The sequence below is a fragment of the Mucilaginibacter arboris genome (assembly GCF_009754915.1).
Lineage (GTDB): Bacteria > Bacteroidota > Bacteroidia > Sphingobacteriales > Sphingobacteriaceae > Mucilaginibacter_A > Mucilaginibacter_A arboris.
This window is the reverse complement of sequence record NZ_WPIK01000003.1, coordinates 316,915-334,738: the sequence shown is the minus strand read 5'-3', so window position 1 is coordinate 334,738 and position 17,824 is coordinate 316,915. Positions and strand designations below refer to the sequence as shown.

Annotated in this window: 9 protein-coding genes; all 9 read right to left on the bottom strand. The window is 41.7% G+C overall.

Going from position 1 to position 17,824, the window contains the following annotated elements:
• Nucleotides 1–554 precede the first annotated feature (554 nt).
• Entirely contained in the window at nucleotides 555–1,469 is a 915-nt protein-coding gene (locus GO621_RS04660) for a DUF72 domain-containing protein (protein ID WP_157564624.1), read from the bottom strand.
• 71 nt (nucleotides 1,470–1,540) lie between these two features.
• Nucleotides 1,541–2,572, bottom strand: a complete 1,032-nt coding sequence (locus tag GO621_RS04655; RefSeq protein ID WP_157564622.1) for a GntR family transcriptional regulator — start codon at nucleotides 2,570–2,572, stop codon at nucleotides 1,541–1,543.
• Nucleotides 2,573–2,630: 58 nt separating this feature from the next.
• Nucleotides 2,631–5,426, bottom strand: coding sequence for a glycosyl hydrolase (locus tag GO621_RS04650; protein ID WP_232335591.1), 2,796 nt, complete (start codon nucleotides 5,424–5,426; stop codon nucleotides 2,631–2,633).
• Nucleotides 5,427–5,440: 14 nt separating this feature from the next.
• The gene (rhaM, locus tag GO621_RS04645) at nucleotides 5,441–5,749 is read right to left on the bottom strand and encodes an L-rhamnose mutarotase (protein WP_157564660.1); all 309 of its coding nucleotides are present in this window, start codon (nucleotides 5,747–5,749) and stop codon (nucleotides 5,441–5,443) included.
• A 7-nt stretch (nucleotides 5,750–5,756) separates the two neighbouring features.
• Complete coding sequence (locus GO621_RS04640) at nucleotides 5,757–8,717, bottom strand: glycoside hydrolase family 2 protein (protein WP_157564620.1); 2,961 nt, start codon at nucleotides 8,715–8,717, stop codon at nucleotides 5,757–5,759.
• Between the two features lies 1 nt (nucleotide 8,718).
• On the bottom strand, nucleotides 8,719–11,175 hold the full coding sequence (locus tag GO621_RS04635; RefSeq protein WP_157564618.1) for a glycoside hydrolase family 31 protein: 2,457 nt from the start codon (nucleotides 11,173–11,175) through the stop codon (nucleotides 8,719–8,721).
• A gap of 10 nt (nucleotides 11,176–11,185) precedes the next feature.
• Nucleotides 11,186–13,690: a glycosyl hydrolase 115 family protein gene (locus GO621_RS04630; RefSeq protein ID WP_157564616.1), complete on the bottom strand. Its 2,505-nt coding sequence runs from the start codon at nucleotides 13,688–13,690 to the stop codon at nucleotides 11,186–11,188.
• 4 nt (nucleotides 13,691–13,694) lie between these two features.
• Complete coding sequence (locus tag GO621_RS04625; protein WP_157564614.1) at nucleotides 13,695–14,837, bottom strand: glycoside hydrolase family 88/105 protein; 1,143 nt, start codon at nucleotides 14,835–14,837, stop codon at nucleotides 13,695–13,697.
• 23 nt (nucleotides 14,838–14,860) lie between these two features.
• Complete coding sequence (locus GO621_RS04620) at nucleotides 14,861–17,779, bottom strand: exo-beta-1,4-galactosidase (RefSeq protein ID WP_157564612.1); 2,919 nt, start codon at nucleotides 17,777–17,779, stop codon at nucleotides 14,861–14,863.
• Between the last annotated feature and the right edge of the window lie 45 nt (nucleotides 17,780–17,824).

Below are 17,824 nucleotides of genomic sequence, written 5' to 3'. Positions count from 1 at the left end.
CTGTACTGCTAAACTTAAAAGGGATAAAAACAGCACTAAAAATATTTTCAGGGAAAACTCTAAGTAAATTTTTTTCATGTATAATATTAGCTTAAGCAAAAAAATACTAAATCTAACATAGATTTATGTTAAAAGCATTTACGGTAAATAAAAATATCTGTTTCAAAAATTGATTAACTAAAAAATTCTATATCCTTAGCTATTAAGGGGTTTACAGGTGTTTGTACGGTCTAAGTTTATCGAAATTAACAAAACACCTACGGATAGTGTGTATATGAATATATTGTTGTATTGTATGTAAAAAATTAATTAGGAGATTTTCACCTAACTAAAGTCAAAAAATCAGTAATATTTATCGACATGAACCATAAGGAACATTGTTGACAGCAAAAATACCACAAAAACCGATAAAATTAAGGCTATTGTTAGCAGAATGAGCGAAGTCTTAACTAAACTGTTAAAAATATTAGAAGTTACCCACAATAAGCATTATTGCTCAAACGGATGATGCTTCTTTTATCACCTATTTTCTTGATTAAAACTTTCTTTTCCACTTAAAACAGCGCCAAAGGCTTTTGAATAAATTGTGGCCTTTTTAAAGCTAAGCCTAATTCCTGGTTCAATTTACTAATAAAATAATCGGCAAGTTTAGGTTCTGTAACATTATAATGCTGATGCACAAACAGAAATAAAGATTCCAATCCCTGTTCTTGCCAGGTTTTGATCCGTTTCACCCAGTCGTCGGCCCGCTGGTAATCTGTTGGGTGCAATTGGTTTCCAACAAAACGAATAAAAGCAGCGGGCGTAGGCAAGTGCATGTGTACAGCATCCCTCCTTCCGGCTGCATCAGTAATAACGGCGCCTATATTTAAATTTTTTAACATGGAAAAAACCTTTTCCTGCAATGGCTTATCCGAAAACCAGCGCTCATGCCTCAACTCTACAAATACAGGTATATCCTTTGGCAATTGCTTTAAATAAGTTTCTAATTCTGCAAAACGTTCAGGGCCGAAATAATCGCTTAACTGCAAAAACAAAGGCCCTAATTTCTCACCAAAAGCTAAAATACCTTCGTAAAAAGTAGTCGTTAATTCATAAACGGTTTTTAGAGAGGCAGCATGGCTAATTTGCCTGGAAAACTTCGGACAAAACAAAAAATCTGGGTTTACTGCCACCCTTTCTTTCCATTTTGTTAGCGTTTCTGTGTGATAGACCTGGTAAAAGGTTGCGTTCAGTTCCATACAGTTAAACTGTTTGGCATACGCCTCCCAAAACATGCTTTCTTTTACTCCCGGAGGATAAACTTCGCCTACCCAGTCTTTAGCCCCCCAGGTAACGCAGCCTACATGTATTTTTAATTTTTGCCCGGACCGATTGCTTTTTAAAGTATCTGTTGTAAAACCAGGATCGGCAGGTAATGTAAAATCAATGGCTGCTACTTCGTGTGGTTCTACTTTTCCAAATTCCATTCTTAAATATAAGCAAATGCTTCTTTTATCAGATAATTTTTATTGTCCATCTTCTTGGTAAGGAGTTGAATTTACAAAGAATTTCGCAAAGTTAAAGTAAAAGGAACTTCTACATGCCGCGGAGAGTTTTCTAAAATCAACTGTGCAGCCAGCGTACCCATTTCTTTAAAATCAGTAGAGATGGTGGTAATGCCATTTAAAATAATCTTTTTTAAAGGGATTTCATTATAAGAAATAACCCCAATTTGCTTACCAATTTCAAAGTTAGAAGAAATAATTTTTTCAATTAGGACCACCAAATCGTTTTCCATTAGGTTGATGTAGGCTACGCCTTCCTGCAATTCTTCCTCGGTTAAACAACTGATCACTTTATGGGTAAAAGCATATTGCTGGCAAAAACGGCTGAACCCTTTGATGATTTCTTTCGGAAAATAACTATCTTTCGGAAAGATGAGTTTAATGGTGTTATACTTGCTTAATTGCTCGCGTGCCTGGTCCAGCGATACATAAATATCTTTCTCAAAATTTTCGTAAACTGCTGCATATTCTCCATTTACACCGGGTATTTTTTTATCTAATAAAACCAGCTTTTCCTTCGGGATGAGGTTGATGACTTCATGTGCATTTTCTCCGCCTTCAATAAAATGGGGGATGATAACAAAATGCGAGTACTGATCTTTTTTGTTGGTTACCAGTTTTTTAAATAAAGAAAAATCATTATTGTAAATGTAAAAATCAATCGCTACGTTCTCACCAATGGCAGCAATAAAAGAATCGTAAATTATTTTTTTATGAGAGCTTAACTTGTTAAAAAGCAGGCAGATTTTTAAAGTCTGCCTGAAATCTGTACTGATGATGTAATAACCTTTACCAGGAATAGAACCTAAAACGCCCAGCTTTTTCAAATATTTATAACCTTTTTCGGCCGTATCCCGCGAAATCTCGAGTTCGTAACTTAATTCATTAATGGAAGGCAACAGATCATCCTTTTGAATTTTTCCGGTTTCGATAGCTGTGAGGATAGAATTAGTTAGCTGCAGGTATTTTGGCGTAGCAGAATATTCATCTACTTTTATAAAACTAAAAAATTTAATCGGCTTCATTAATACTTAGGTTTCGCACTATAAAAGTATCAATAAAAAGGGTTCCTTCCACAAAAAACTAATTATAACCCACAACCGTAACCGGCCCGATTAAACCAGAAGCCATGGGTTGCCATTTGGAAGCATCAAAAGGTAAATAATTGATGTTTACAAAATTAATTTCATGGTATTTACGCCACTGGATACCTTTTTTATCCATATCGCTGATGCGGTTGGCCATCAGGTTGGCCACTTCAACCTTAATTGTATTCGTTCCGGCATGAAGATATTTTCCGATCCTTGCTTCAAATGGGTTTGCCCACAAAATGCCTGCATCTTTCCCATTAATCCAAACATGCGCACTTTCTGCAACCCTGCCTAAATTCAACACATACTCTTTTGCTGTTTTTACCGGCAAAAAAATGGTGCTGGTATAAACACCGCTACCAGAAAAAGCTGTTACTTTCGGGCCCGGCAGTTCTGTCCACGAACCCAGCTTGCTCAGCTTTTGGCCTGCAGGAAGTTCGGGCCCGCCTGCTGTAAAATGTAAGTTCCAATTGTTATTTACGCTGATGGTTTTCGTGGGTTTGTTTAAATAAACCCAGTTGTTAACAGCAGGTTTTTGCTGATTATAAACCTTTAAAATTAATGCTTCCCCGGATTTTAGCTGCAGATGAACAGTAAGCTGATGATTAGCAGAAGAGGTTTCAGCCATTCCGCTATCACCAGATTGAGGGTCTAATATCACTGCATATTTTCCATCACCATTTAAAATAATTTGCTGATCGATTGCTTTTGCCGTGTGGTTAACCAGGTAATAATATTTACCGCCATCAATTCTGCGCCGGTTAAATTCTAACCCTGAGTCTGTTAAAGCTTCCCGTTTTACCTGCTTAAAATCCAAAGCTGATTGTAAATCGGAAGCTAATAATACAGACCCTTTCCCGGTTTTAAATTCGCTGATGCTGTTTTTACCGGCAGAAAATTTAAGTGTGGCCAGCATTTGTTTAAATACTTTTCTGCGGCCTTCCAGATCATTTAAACCTGGTACATCTTCTGGTAATTTTTGAAAGATTACCGTTGCGCCATTATTGGCCAATTGCAAAATATTTCTCAAGGTAGCAACCGGCATCATTTTACATTCTGGAATGATGATAACTTTATAAGGCGAAGCGTTAACATTAGTTTGCAGCATTCCGCTGACTACTTTAGTTGCACCAACTTGTGTATCCGAAATAAAATCTATGGTATAACCTTTCTGCGTTAACTGTTTGGATTGCTGGTAAAACTGCGTTGGACGAAGCCATGCATTTATGCCATGAATAGCCAGCAGCATTTCCATACCCGATGCCTTGTTCCAAACATCATAAACCGGCCAGTACATCAGGATGTCGTTGTCTGCTTTGCCATCCTGCAAAACCGACTGACAGCGGGTGATGTAATCGTTCATGCCTTTAATATGCGGCCAGAAAGTATTGGTTGGCGAGAAGTTAACCGAAGCATAAAATAACCATCCCGGAAAAGGAACATCCTGCGGCGTATAAGCGGTTCCGTGAAAGAAAACGTGGTTCACGCCCGAAAGAAAAATGTTTTCCACTTCGGGTTTACACTGAGAAAGCGAAGCTTTAAAATGCTCTGCCAGCCAGGTAAAAGTTTCGGAAGAAGCGAAAGGTTTTCCGTTTACATGAGCTGCCGAAGTAGCAAATTTAAACATCATAGGATCAGGATCTACATTGCGGACATCGGCGCTATCACGCCTCAAACCTGGAATCGGAAAGTAACTTGAACCAAAAGTTTCGCATTCCGGCACGTCAACTGTTCCGTACAGATCCAATAAATTTCCCGGCGAACCGTGCGACTGATTTCTTGTTTTACTATGATTTTTATGTGTCCAATCTGTCCAGTTCTCCGTAAAATTATGCAATACCATATCGCTCATGGTTTCCCGGTAATCAGATTTAACGCGGGCCACATTTTCGTTAGTAGAATCTTTGGAAGATAATTCTAAAAGGTGCTGCTTTAAATCGTAGCCTCGCCGTTTCTGAAATTCATCAAAAAGTGCCGGCGACCAATCCGCACCAAAAACTTCATAACTATCATTAAAATAATTATTGATACCGGGGATTTTACCCTGATAAGCATCGTCAAATCGTTTCAGGTAAACATCAACTGCTTTTTTATTAAGGTGGTCCATTACCAAACCTTCTCCGCCTGGCGCAGCACGTTTAACCATTTGCCGGGATTTACCATCGAAAGCAGCTAACAGTTGCCAGTTTCCGGTTGTAGGTTTCCAGTTCAAAGTTCCGTCTGCGGCAACTTTTGCTGTTACATCTATCACTTCGCCTTTGTCACCATAAGCCATTACCGCCTGTAATTTAGCTACAGCTTTTTGCCTTGCATCGTTTACCTGTATTTTTTCCGTTAAGGCATCCCCTGCTTTTAACGGATATTTTTGGATGAGCAATTTAGATGCAGCCAGTTCAGGCGTAATTTGCGGACCGCCAAAAGGCCAGCCAGTGCCGGTGTTCATGTCAACACCCATATTGAGGCTTGTTGCTTCTTTTACCGTATAATTTAATACGTCCATCCATTTAGGCGAGAGAAAATCCAGGTAACGCTGCTCGTAACCCACTGCCCCGTAAATCGGCGTAATTTCAACGCCGCCAATCCCGGCATCATGGTATTGTTTTAAAAGTGATGCAACATTCTGCTCGTCCACGGCATTGCCCATCCACCACCAACGTGTCCAGGGGTGCATTTCCTTTTTGATTGTCGGCCAAAAATTTTGCGCTAAACCCATATTTTGGGCATCACCATTTTTACCTGCTAAAAACAGTATTGCTGTTGCGGCAACTAATCCTATTAATTTCTTCATATTAAATTGAGGTTTTAATCGAGATGAAAAACTTCTTTTAAAGGAACTGAAACCGGAGAATTATCAGGATTCGTATCCATGAGATCAGCCATGTAAGCCCACCATTTTTTTACAATTTCCGTCTGGCCTAAATCCTGCGAAGATTGGCCTGATAATTTTTGCACAGCAAACAAAGTATGGGTTTCTTCATCCAGAAAAATAGTATAATCGCTGATGCCGTTATCTTTAAGCAGTTGCGCCAGCTCCGGCCAGATCTCGTCATGACGTTTTTGATATTCCCGTTCAAAGCCAGGTTTTAATTTCATTTTAAAAGCTACTTTCATGATCATTTTAGGGTTTAGTGTAAATTTCTGCTTCGATAATGCTAAGCGTTCCTTTTGCGTTTTTATCATCCCGGGTTACGCCGTCATCCAGTTTTTTGCCATTCACTTCCACTCCTGAATTGCCCGTGGGCTGCGTAATATTACCATTTGTTAGCTGGATAGTTACCGTTTTGCCTTTTATTGGTTTGCAGGTTAACGTACAGTAACCTAAGCTCTTTTCGGTCAAACCATTAAAAGCCTCTTTGCCATCAACCAAAATTTTGATTGGATAAACCCGGCTTCTAAAATTATTAAGCTTTAATTCTACTTCGTTTACCGTTGTTTCTTCAGCCAGTTCATATTTAATCCAGGCAGTAGCAACATTGCCATCGTTTACCCAATCTGTTAACTCGTTATCGTCGTAACTCGCCTGGGTTTTATCACTATTGGCGCCTGCAGTTGCACCCCAAATTTTTACCGATTTCCGGGTTACGGTATAAGAAGGGCCGGCAGGCGTAGGGCCGCGTTTTAAAGCAGGTTTCAAACCATCGGCAGGAAAAGTTGAAGCCAAACCATCGATAACTTTAACCGGGGCAGATTGCAAAACCAAAGTTGCTGGTTTTAAACCTTGTGCATTAGCTATTAACGTGATTTTTCCGGCTTGTGTGGTAGATCTGATGATTACCCTATTTACGCCGCATTCTACCGGAAGGCTTTTAGACAGGATGTAATTATCAGAGCCTTGTGCCAGTCCGCCGCGCCATTCTGCCGGGCCGTTCAATGTAAAATCAACCGTATTTAAAGCTGTAGGGCACCGGTTTCCCACGGCATCGACCACTTCTACTTCGGCAAAAGCTAAATCTGCGCCATCTGCTTTCATCCCGGTCGGACTTTGAAAAGCAGTGAGCTTTAAAGCTACTGGTTGGCCTGCTGTTTTGATTTGCGTTTCGGCCAGTTTTTTACCAGACTGATCATAAGAAACGGCTTTTAAAGTTCCTGCTTTCCAGGCTACATTTTTAAAAGTGAAAGCATAACGGTTGCTTTGCCCGCCAAAACCCTGTGAAACCCCATTTACAAACAGTTCTGCTTTATCGCCGCTGGCCACTACATAAACATCTTTTTTAATTCCCGGCTCATAATTCCAATGGCCGATGATATGGATAGCTGTTTTATCCGGCACTACCCAATTGTTCCACATCACCTGGTGCGCATAAAATCCATCTTTTGCAATCCGAAGCGCATCCACTTCACCACTCCTACGGTAATTTTCCTCGCCGCGATGATGGGTATTCGAGTCTGAAAAAATGATATTCACCCCACCGGAGCTCACCCTGTCTCCCGTTCCCGGCCCTTCTTTCCAGAACTCGTACCAGCGCGCCACATCCTCCAAAGCATGAGAATCCTGGTTGCGGTTATAAGCACTTGCATCTTCGTTATTGTGCAACGGCCCGGCGCCATCTTTATGAAAAGGAGGCGTAAAATTGTCCCAATACTTGCGCAGCCCTTCATCCCGCGAATACTCCATCGCCCACAAAGGTTTACCGGCGCTTTTATTCGTATACAGCATTTCGCCGCCGTATTCGGCCACTTTACTGCCTAACATTTCACGTGAGCCAATAGCACGGCCGCCGTTTGCATCATACTGGTCGCGAATGGCTTTCATTTCCTGCATGTGTAACTCACTCACGCCTTTGTTTCCGCTTTCATAAAAAAAGATGCTCGGGTTATTTCTGTTATAGATCATAGCATCCCGCATCACTTCTTTGCGTTGTTCCCATCTCCTTCCCTGCACGTCGCCTTCCGAATCACCGGCTGGCATTGCCTGGATCAAACCCACACGGTCGCAAGATTCTACATCTTGTTTCCAGGGTGTAATGTGCATCCATCTCACTAAATTCCCACCGCTTTCTACCATTAAATTATTGCTGTAATCGCTCATCCACGCAGGCACGGCATTGCCAATAGCCGGCCATTCGTTACTTGTACGCTGCCCGTAGCCATGCATCATCAGCACACGGCCGTTCAAATAAACCATCCCGTTTTTAAATTCTGTTTTGCGGAAACCGGTTTTCGTTTGCACTTCGTCCACCACTGCATTGCCCAATTTTAACCGGGTAAAAACAGTATATAAATAACCGTAGCCCCAGCTCCAGAAGTTGAGGTTGTTGATTTTGGCCGAAGCACTTACCGTTTTCATTTCCCCCGGGCCGACCGTTGCTTTTTCTCCGGAAAATACTTTTACCGTTTTGCCGTCCAGGTCTTTAATTTCTACTTCGTACTGAAAAGTTTTGGCTGAGGAATAATCGTTCTTAACCTGCGCTTCGGCAGTTATCGCTGCAGTTTTGGCGGGAATATTAAAATCTTTGGCATAAATATAAACGCCGGTTGCCTGCAAGCCTTCGTACAAGGGCAGCGTCTGGTACAATTTATCGGTTACGTGCAGCCAAACATTTTTGTGGATGCCGCCATAATTGGCATTGAAATTTTTATCGTTCCATTGGAAAGCGGAACCAGTTGTTTTCTCTTTATAGTTCCAGGAATTATCCGTGCGGACTGCTATTACATTTTCGCCTTGGATTAAAAGGGAAGTGATATCGAAACCAAAAGCCATGATACCGTTTTCGTTTCTGCCGATAAACTTTCCGTTTAAATAAAAATCCCCTCCCTGCCGGATCCCTTCAAACTCCAAAAAAACCTTTTTACCGGCATCGCCTGCTGGTATTTTAAAATGTTTGCGGTACCAGGCAATCCCAGTTGGCAAATCATCAATAGAAACCTTAAAAGCAGCATCTTCGTTCCAGGGATGCGGCAGCGTTACTGCTTTCCAACCGGCATCATTAAAGCCTATTGCTTCTGCGCCTTGCGGATCGCCAACAAATAATTTCCAGCCGGAATTAAAATTGTATTTTGTTCTGGGAGAACCTGCAGCTTCTGCAAAATTTGCCAGTAAAAGAAGCATCAGGAATTGAAGTAAGAACCGTTTCATCATACTATAAAATAATGATTTGAATATTTGCCTGATTGGATGATGCTGTTTTTACCCATAAAATCTTTGTATTGGCATCAAAAAACCAACCGGCAGCTTTTTCAAGATTAGCTGGATTGGAAGCAATAGCTATGGGCTTTCCGTTTTCTGTTATTGCTGATGGCTTTTCTCCGTTCCAACGGATTTTAGCAAGGTAACGATGTGCTTCAGGAATAAAACTCCCGAAAGGTTTTGCAATAGCAAATTCTAATTTTTGCCCGGTAAAAGAAGCATCGATCTTCGTAATCGCAAATTGTCCCTGCTGGTAAGCCAAGCTTTTGCCATCATCTTCATACAAATTATAACTTGATTTCCCTTCGGGGAAAATATCCAGCGTGATCACATCGGCTTTCTTCTCGCCAAAATATTTCATTTCGGGCTGCATCGGGATAATGCCGCCAGCTTTTACAAAAAGCGGAATGGTATCTAACGGAGTTAAAACATGCACATACTGTTTCCCGGAATATTTTTTGCCCGTCCAGTAATCAAACCAGTTTCCTTTTGGCAGATAAACGGTACGCGTTACAGCGCGTTTTGTAGTAACCGGACAAACCATCAAGTTATCGCCCAGCATATATTGATCGCCAATTTCGTACGTGTTTTCATCCTGCTGATCCTGCAAAACCAGCGCGCGCATCATGGGCAAACCGGTTTTATATTGCTGATATTGGGTTGAGTATAAATACGGGATCATGCGGTAACGCAGCAGATCGTATTTTTTGAAGTTTTTTAAAGCGGCATCGCCATAATTCCACGGTTCTTTGTACCCGGGATGATCCATGCCGAAAACCATTGCAACCGGACTAAACATGCCGAACTGCACCCAACGGATGTACAATTCCGGATCGGCCGGATGCTCAAATCCGCCCATACAATGTCCCCAATCGCCTACGCCCGAAAGTCCGATATTGATGCCTGCTTTAATTACGGGCGCAAAATATTGCCATTCGCTTGGCCAGTCGCCGGCAAAAATAAACGGATAACGCTGGATGCCACTGTAACCTTCGCGCGTATGGTTTAAACCGCGCACTTTGTTAAATTCCTGAAACTTTTCAAAAGGAGCTTTGGCATAAGCGATCGGGAATACGTTATGCAAACGTTCTGCTTCTTTTCCCGTTGGCCCGACTTTATCACTTTCATTCGCCAGCGAAGCAAAAGCGCTTCCTTCATCTGTTTTTACAAACTTTGCCCCTTGTGCAGCAACACGCATTAAGCCGTTTTGCCACCACCAATCCACTGCTTTCTGGTCGAAAAAATTAACAAATTCTCCAGGTTTTCCATTTTCAGGATAAGTAAATCCTTTGGCTTTTGCCTGATCCAGCAAGTTCAGCTTCCTGGCATTATCCACCCGCGGACGGATATGCAAACCAACCATTTTGTAATTCATGGCATACAAACTGTCGAACATCGCTTTCGGATCTTTAAATGTTTCGCGCCATTCAAAACTCGTTGCGCCTTTTCCGCCAACTTCTCCAAACAGTCGCCAGGTAGAATCCAGCCAGATCAGATCAGCAGGAATGCCCATTTGCCTAAACTTTTTTGCCAGTTCTACTACATAATGTGTTGAAGTTTTAGCTTCGTAACCCCAGGTTCCGCCGCTATAAGTTCCTACATGCAAGCCCAAAGCAAATTGGGGCAGCATTGGGCTTTTACCAGTTAATGTGGTGTATTGATTTAAGATGGATGGAAAATCCGGGCCATACATAAAGTAATAATCCAGCGGTCCGTCAACAGCTTTAAAATTAAGCTGGTTATTTTTAGAAGCCGCCACATCCCACTCGGTAGCAGAAGAATTATGCAGAAAAATGCCATAACCACGCGTACTCATCATAAACGGGACCGGGCAATAATTGGCCTCCAGAATATTATAAGCACCGATAATATAAGGCATTTCGTTGCCGCGGCCAACATTTAGTTTCAGTTTTTTGCTTCTTCGGTCGAGAAAATCCATCCGTTCGCCAAAACCAAAAAAATGCTCATCGGGCATAATTGTTTTACGACAGCCAACCGTATCGCCTTGCTTAAATAAGTTTTCTTGTTGTGGTGAAGGCGATTCCGAAGAAAGCAAACGCCCCTGTTTATTAAAAACATCGATACGAAAAGGCGCTTTAAAAATATTGATCGAAAGCGAATCGGTAGAGATTTTAAAATGATCTTTTTGTTCTGCAACCGTTAATTTAATATCCGGAAAGCGGTAATTAACTACCATTAAATTTTCATCCGCTTCAAACTTTTTATTCCACGAAGCACGGACACGGAACATACTGCTGGTGCAAAAATCAAGCTTCACTTCTCCGCCGGTTGTGGTAAAAGACAGTTCGTTTCCTGCCTTTTTAAACCCGGAAACGTAATTACCAATACTTTGAGCATAATTTATAACCGGTAAAAGAAGTATAACGAGTTGTAAAAGTATTTTTTTCATGCCGGTTTTTTTACCTGATCTCTAACTGATTAATGACCGTTCCGGGATCAAGCGGATAAATTTTAATGCTGTTTTTACCACTGTTTTTTAGGTGATGCAGTGTTTCGCCGGAAGCATATCCCTGCAAAACGTTCTGTTTCCAAACTGCATTTTCTGAAGCTGGAGCCACATTAATTACTTGAGGAGTTTCATCATTTACGCTAATTGCATATCGAACGCCACGGCCTTCATAAACACCAAAAGTGGGCAAACATTTAATTTTGATGCGATGATCGCCTTTGGGCAAATCCACCTGATATTCTAAGTAAGCTGCATTTTTAAGCTGATTCTGATCAACGGGATTAATCATTACCGGAAGCAAAGTTTCCCCATTTCCACCTGCTCCTAATCCGATTATAGTGGTAATTTTTGCATCAGGCGCATCTTTTTTAGTGGTAAAAGAAGCAGCCTGAATGGTGATCGTTTTATCTTTAGAATTAGTCGGAACTTTTAACTTTTTCCCTTCTTCAACCATCTCTTCTGTTGCTATTTTCGGCATTTTAAAAACTTCCTGGTCCCGCGGGTGCCAGCTCATTATACCGTTCCATTTGCCGCCCGCAATTTGTTCATTGTATTTTTTGGTGATGATTTGGATTTGTTGGAAAGCTGCCTCAGATTTTCGGGAAAAATCTAAAGCTGTTTTGTCTCCATTTGCTGCTAACTCTAAACTTTTCTGCGCATAAAGCACCTTTTCGTTCATCAAACATGCTCCTTTTACCGGGTAAAAAATGAGCTCGAAATAGGCATCCTGTAAACGCTGCGGAATTTGCTTTTGCAATTCTTCTGCCTCTTTTGCAATTGCCTGATATTCTTTTAAACGCTGATCTACTGCTGCATCCGTAAAAATCACAGCGTTCATGTGTTCTGGCTTTGCAGTCTGGGAAAGCCGGTAATATTCACTTTTAATTTTTGCAATTGGTTTTGCAAATGCTTTTCCAAACGTTTCTTCAGCCCAAAATGCTGCATATTGAGAAGCATTTTCTGGTTTCCAGCGGTTTACATTCCAGGCTAAATCCATGGAAAATTGCGTCTCCATTTCGCCCGGCTTAATATCCCCCACATTAATTACCCATAAATTTTTAGCGTCGTATTGATATGCTTTAGAGAGTTCGTACGAGATGAGCGAAGGCGAAGTGCTGCACAACCACAAATAATCCTGCGGTGCGCCCCAGTAAGAAATGTGGTAATAAACGCCGCTTCCGCCAGAACGTTTCTGTTCCTGCGGATTGGAAAGCTGACGAACATAACCATGATTATCATCCGCCCAAACAATCGTCACATCGTCCGGCAGTTTTAAACCGGCCTGGTAAAGGGAAAGCACTTCTTTATACGGACAAAATATCTGCGGAACCTGGTTAACAGGTTTGGTAAAATCAGCAGCAAAAATGGAACGCTGGTTAGTAATTACTTTATCCAGCAGCTTCACTTTTTCGTTTTTATCTTTCGGCCCGGGCATACTTCCGTCGTGGATCCCACGCATGCCAACCGTATAAACCGATTCGTAATTTTTGGATTGCTGAATCCTGTCCGACCAATACTGATCAATTTGTTTTTGGTTCAGATCGTAACGCCACTCGCCCGGTTTTTGTCCGTATTCATTCTGAAAGTTCTCCGCCCACTCAAAAACATTGTTCCGCAGCATCGGTTCGCAATGGCTGGAACCAACTACAATGGCATATTGATCGGCAATTTTCGGGTCATCAGGATAAAAATAAAAAGCTTTGGTGCAAGGGTGCATAGCCGGCCAGATGAAATTGGCTTTCATCCGAAGCAGCAGTTCAAAAATTTTGGTATAAGTTTTTGGGCCGATGTCTTTCACCTCTTTGTCCATATTTCTGGCTGCCCAGGGTTGCAAACCCCAATCTTCATCGTTTAAAAAGATACCGCGGTATTTAACAGAAGGCGGGCCTTCCAGGCTTTCTCCTGGAGAAATGTATAAAGCATTTTGATGTTCGGGTACAATATCTGCCCACCAGCATAAAGGCGAAACGCCCACCATTCTTGATAATTCAAAAACGCCAAAAGCTGTTCCCCTTCGGTCACTTCCGAAAATCACCAATGCTTTTTTTATGCCGGTAAAAGGCGCATCAACTACCGAAATAGAAAAAGTTTCCCATTTTCCCCGAACTTTTTCGGCTTTAATTTTATTGGATTTTACTAAAGCATCAATCCATTTTGACTGTCCTAAAGTTCCGATGATTACCGGGAAAGTATCTAAACCTGCAGCATCTTTTTTTACTTCGGAAACAGCTCCGGTTATGGCTGTTAAGTCGTTTTTGAAAGCTTCGGCAGCAACCGGCACGACTGCTGCATCCTTCGAATCAATATAAATGGAAGCCGCTTTTTGCTGATGAACAAGCGGAAAAGAAGCTGGCTGATAAACATTGGAAACCGCTATTTTTTGCGCGCACACTTTTTTTGCCGGTAAAAGAAGCATGGCCGGTAAGAAAAATAAAATCAGTGGTTTACAATTCATCTTATTATTTCTTCAATTTATAAACTTCGCTTCCGGCCAGCAGGAAACAGCCCAAGCCGTAATCTTCAAAATCAGGAATATTGGTATAACTTACCGGCTGACTATCTTTTGGTTCTTTTCCGGTACCCTGTACAAAACCTAACATGCCATCGGGATGAACGGCATCTTTTACCATCGCATTCCATGCCTTTAACAGAACCGGACGATAAATTTTCGCATCCAAAACGCCGTTGTTAATTCCCCAGGCCATGCCGTAAACAAAAAGCGCAGTTCCGGTAGTTTCTTTTCCGCCAAAATGGGTTGGATCTTTTAAACTTACGTTCCAAAATCCGTCTGTTCTTTGCAGGGGCACTAAAGCCGCCGCCATTTCTTTAAAGGTTTGTAAATATTCTGCCCGGTGCGCTTCGTTCTTCGGTATCAAATCCATCACCCTGACCAAAGCTGCGAAAACCCAGCCGTTTCCGCGCGACCAGTAGCAATTTTCGCCGTTTGGCTCTTTGTAAGGCGGCACAAAATCTTTATCGCGCCACCACAAATGTTCTTTGGTATTGTATAAACCGCCGCCTTCTGCTGTTTTGGTATGATTGTACATTTGATACATCCGCTCGAAATAAGCGTTGTCTTTATATTGAACGCCAAGCTTTGCGTAAACCGGCATGGCCATTTGCAAGGCATCAACCCAGGTCCAGTCGTCAATTTTATCCGTTTTCATCATCAAATCAATCGATGCCTTGATGTTTTTGATGCGTTCCGGCTGTTTGTCCATTTGGTACAGATCGATGTACGTCTGGCCGCAGGTTTGGTCATCCGCATTTCTGGTGGTAATGCCGTTACGTAAGTTCCACTGGTGTTTTTGTCCCCAATCTACCGCGTAATCGTAATATTTTTTGTCTTTATCTATTTGATATAAAGCCATCAAGCCTTCATAATAAACGCCTCTCGTCCAGATATTACTTGGCCGCGTCCTGTTCGTGGTGATCTCTTTTCCGGGGTCAGGCCACTTTTGCATAAAGTAATTATTGGTGAGCTGCATCACTTTTAACACTTCTTTTTTAGATGGAAGCGGTTGCGCCTGCGTAGAAATTCCAACAGCGAGAAATGCAATCCCGGCAAAAGTTATCTTCTTTAATAAATTAAGTTTATTCATATTTTTAGGTGATAAAAGAAGCATTAGGTTGATTTCTTTTGCTCCGGTTTTGACTTCAGTTCATCTGGGCTATCTTTGGTATAAGTGCTGAAAACTTCGTGCGATGCAGTTTCAAATACATCTTTTACCACGTTAAAATCAACACTGGTTTTTGGGTTGAACTGATCTGAAGCCATATACTTTTGCAAACTATAATACAATTGGCGTGCAGCCGGACGATTTTCGGGATCGGAAGTGAGGTCAGCGCTGGAAACCAGGAGTTTTCCGTTGCCCACTTTCGCTTCCATGATCAAACCTAAACGACGGTTTAAAAACCAGGTATCAATCGGTTGGACCAGCGGACGGAAACCCGGCGGAAAATCTTCCAGGTGCATTACCTGCGCTTTGTTTACGATTTCCCACCACTGCAAATCGCTATGAAAAGAAGTTGGAAAATCTTTAAAAGCCGGATGGTTTTGATCCAACAAAATACCTAAAGTATGCGGCGGGCGCATTTTAAACCAGGAAGTATTCCAGAAAACCGGCAAAAACGTTTGCACAATTTCTTTGCCTTTTACCACTTTTCCGGCTGCTTCCAGAAACACTTTTCCGCCTTTATCCAGCGTTTCTTTGGCTTTATCATCTAAAGTAGTACAGTAATAAATGTTATCAGATTTTGCTTCGGGAAGTTTTGCAGGATAAACCCAGAAATCCCAATCATTAGCAAAAGAAGTGTTGTTAACCATAACTTCCAGATCTAATGCTGTTGCTTTGGTGATGTTGGAAAGCGGAAAATTAACCTCGCCTAAACTGATATTATTACCAATTTGAATCGTTTTCGGTTCAAAACTTCCTTTTGCCAGCACAATACCTTTTTTATCGGTAATTTTCCAAGAAGTATGTGCATTAGTAAGCGGAGCTGCACCAAAATGCGCAATTTCTACCGCTGCTTTAAAGCTTTCATTATTACTGAAAACAAATTTTGGAATACGCGCCAAAGGAACAGTACTATTACAAAAACGACTGAATTGTTTTGGAGTGATGTATCCTTTCTCATTCCAAAAAGCGTTTAATACGCCAACTAACGCAGTTCCTTGTCCAGGATAATCATTCAAAGAAAGCAATTCAAAACCGGAATAATTAGGCGTACGCAAAGCCTTTTCAATCTCATTTTTATAGCACAACGCCTGCAATTTACCGGAAGCCATTAAAAACTTTTCAGCTTCATCGCCCATGTGATGATCTTGTAAATCTTCCTGAAAAAGTTCAAAGTTTTTAGCGCGATAAACGCCCGTATAGTTTTTAATTTCTTTAAAATCCGGAAAAGCGCAATATTGTCCCATTTCGTGCGCCACAAAAGGCACGGTAAAAGAAGCAATTTGCGAAGCGTAATCCGATTCGCTTTCCGGCCGTTTATCCCAGGCCAAACCCCGCGCGCCTGCACGAACCATATATTCGTTATTTGGAATAACCGGCCAACTGCCGCCAACAGAAGCGCCGGTATACAAATGGCGACTGTCTTTCGCTTTCCAGTAATCTACAAACTTGGTTAGAAATTCCACCTGCTTTCCCCTCGGCTCGTTGCCGTAAGCCATCATGCAAAACGAGGCATAGTTGCCGTAAAACTTCGCCATTCGGTTGGTTTCATCATAAATATACTGATCGATCGGTTTGCCGTCGCCGATAGAAGTACCGTGATTGGCCCAGGTTGGCCCTTCGGGCTGTAAATAAAATCCTGCCAGATCAGCAGCAATAAAAGCAGCTTCCGGCGGACAAAAAGAATGAAATCGCATGTGATTTAAGCCATGGACGCGTGCAATTTTAAAAATGCGTGTCCATGCCGGAACATCCATAGACGGATATCCGGTTAAAGGAAATTCGCAATTATTAACTGTTCCGCGAAGAAAAACAGGACGGCCATTCATTTCAAAATGGCGGCCTACTGCTTTAAATTCCCGCATTCCAAACTGAACCTGTTTGGTTTGCTCACTTCCGTTCCGGGAAACTAATTGAACAGTTAAACGATAGAGCGCAGGATTAAACTCATCCCAGGTTAAAAAATGAGCACCCATTGGTAAAACAATTTCGGCCGTTCCTTCTCCATTTTCAAGCTTGTACTCACCTTTAACCATTTTAATTTGCTGGATAGTTTTGGTGTTGAAGCTTTTTGCAGAAATATTCAACCAGCCGGACGATGCTGTTTTTACATCACTTTTTATGCTGATCTTAATACGAGCCAGCTTATTCTTGAGATCAGGATAAACCTGAATATCATCCAGGTAAACCTGAGAACCTGCTGTTAAAGCCATTTTTCCTACAATACCATTCCAGTTGCCTTGGGTATGATCGGTGATACTATGTGAATCCGGCCCAACGTTGATTTCCTTAATCCGGTTATCGATCCTGATGCTGATCGTGTGTTTTCCGGGCGAAAGATACTGGGTGAGATCATAAATATGCGGAGAAACCAAGCTGTTTTGCATCCCGATTTCCTGGTCATCTACCCAAACCCTGGTTTCGGTATGCGCATATTCCAGATAAAGCGTAATGTGCCTGCCTTTCCAGTCTTTGGAAATCGTAACATCTTTTTGATACCAGGCCGCACCAACATAGTGTTTAGCAGGTGTCAGCCAGAATGGAATTTTGATATTGCCGGGCTGTCGGTATTTAGCCAGATGTGGGTTAAAATACCAGGAACTATCGTAAATGCTGCCCGTCCATTTGGTCTTTAAAGTGATGTCATCGCCTTTACCATTTTCGGCCATAGAACCCGGAAGTTTGATGGTTTCGTCCAGCGTTCTGTTAAACCATTTCTGCTGAATGCCTACATCTTGAGGATCGGTTTTAAAACGCCATGTTCCGGTAAGCGAAATGGTTTGTTCATCTGTAAATGCTGAAAATAAAAGCAATGCAAGCAAAATGCCTGCATACCATTTCAGCAATCGGTTTAATTTCAACTGCATACAATTTAACGATCTGCTTTTAGGCTGAAGCAGGTTTATTGGTTT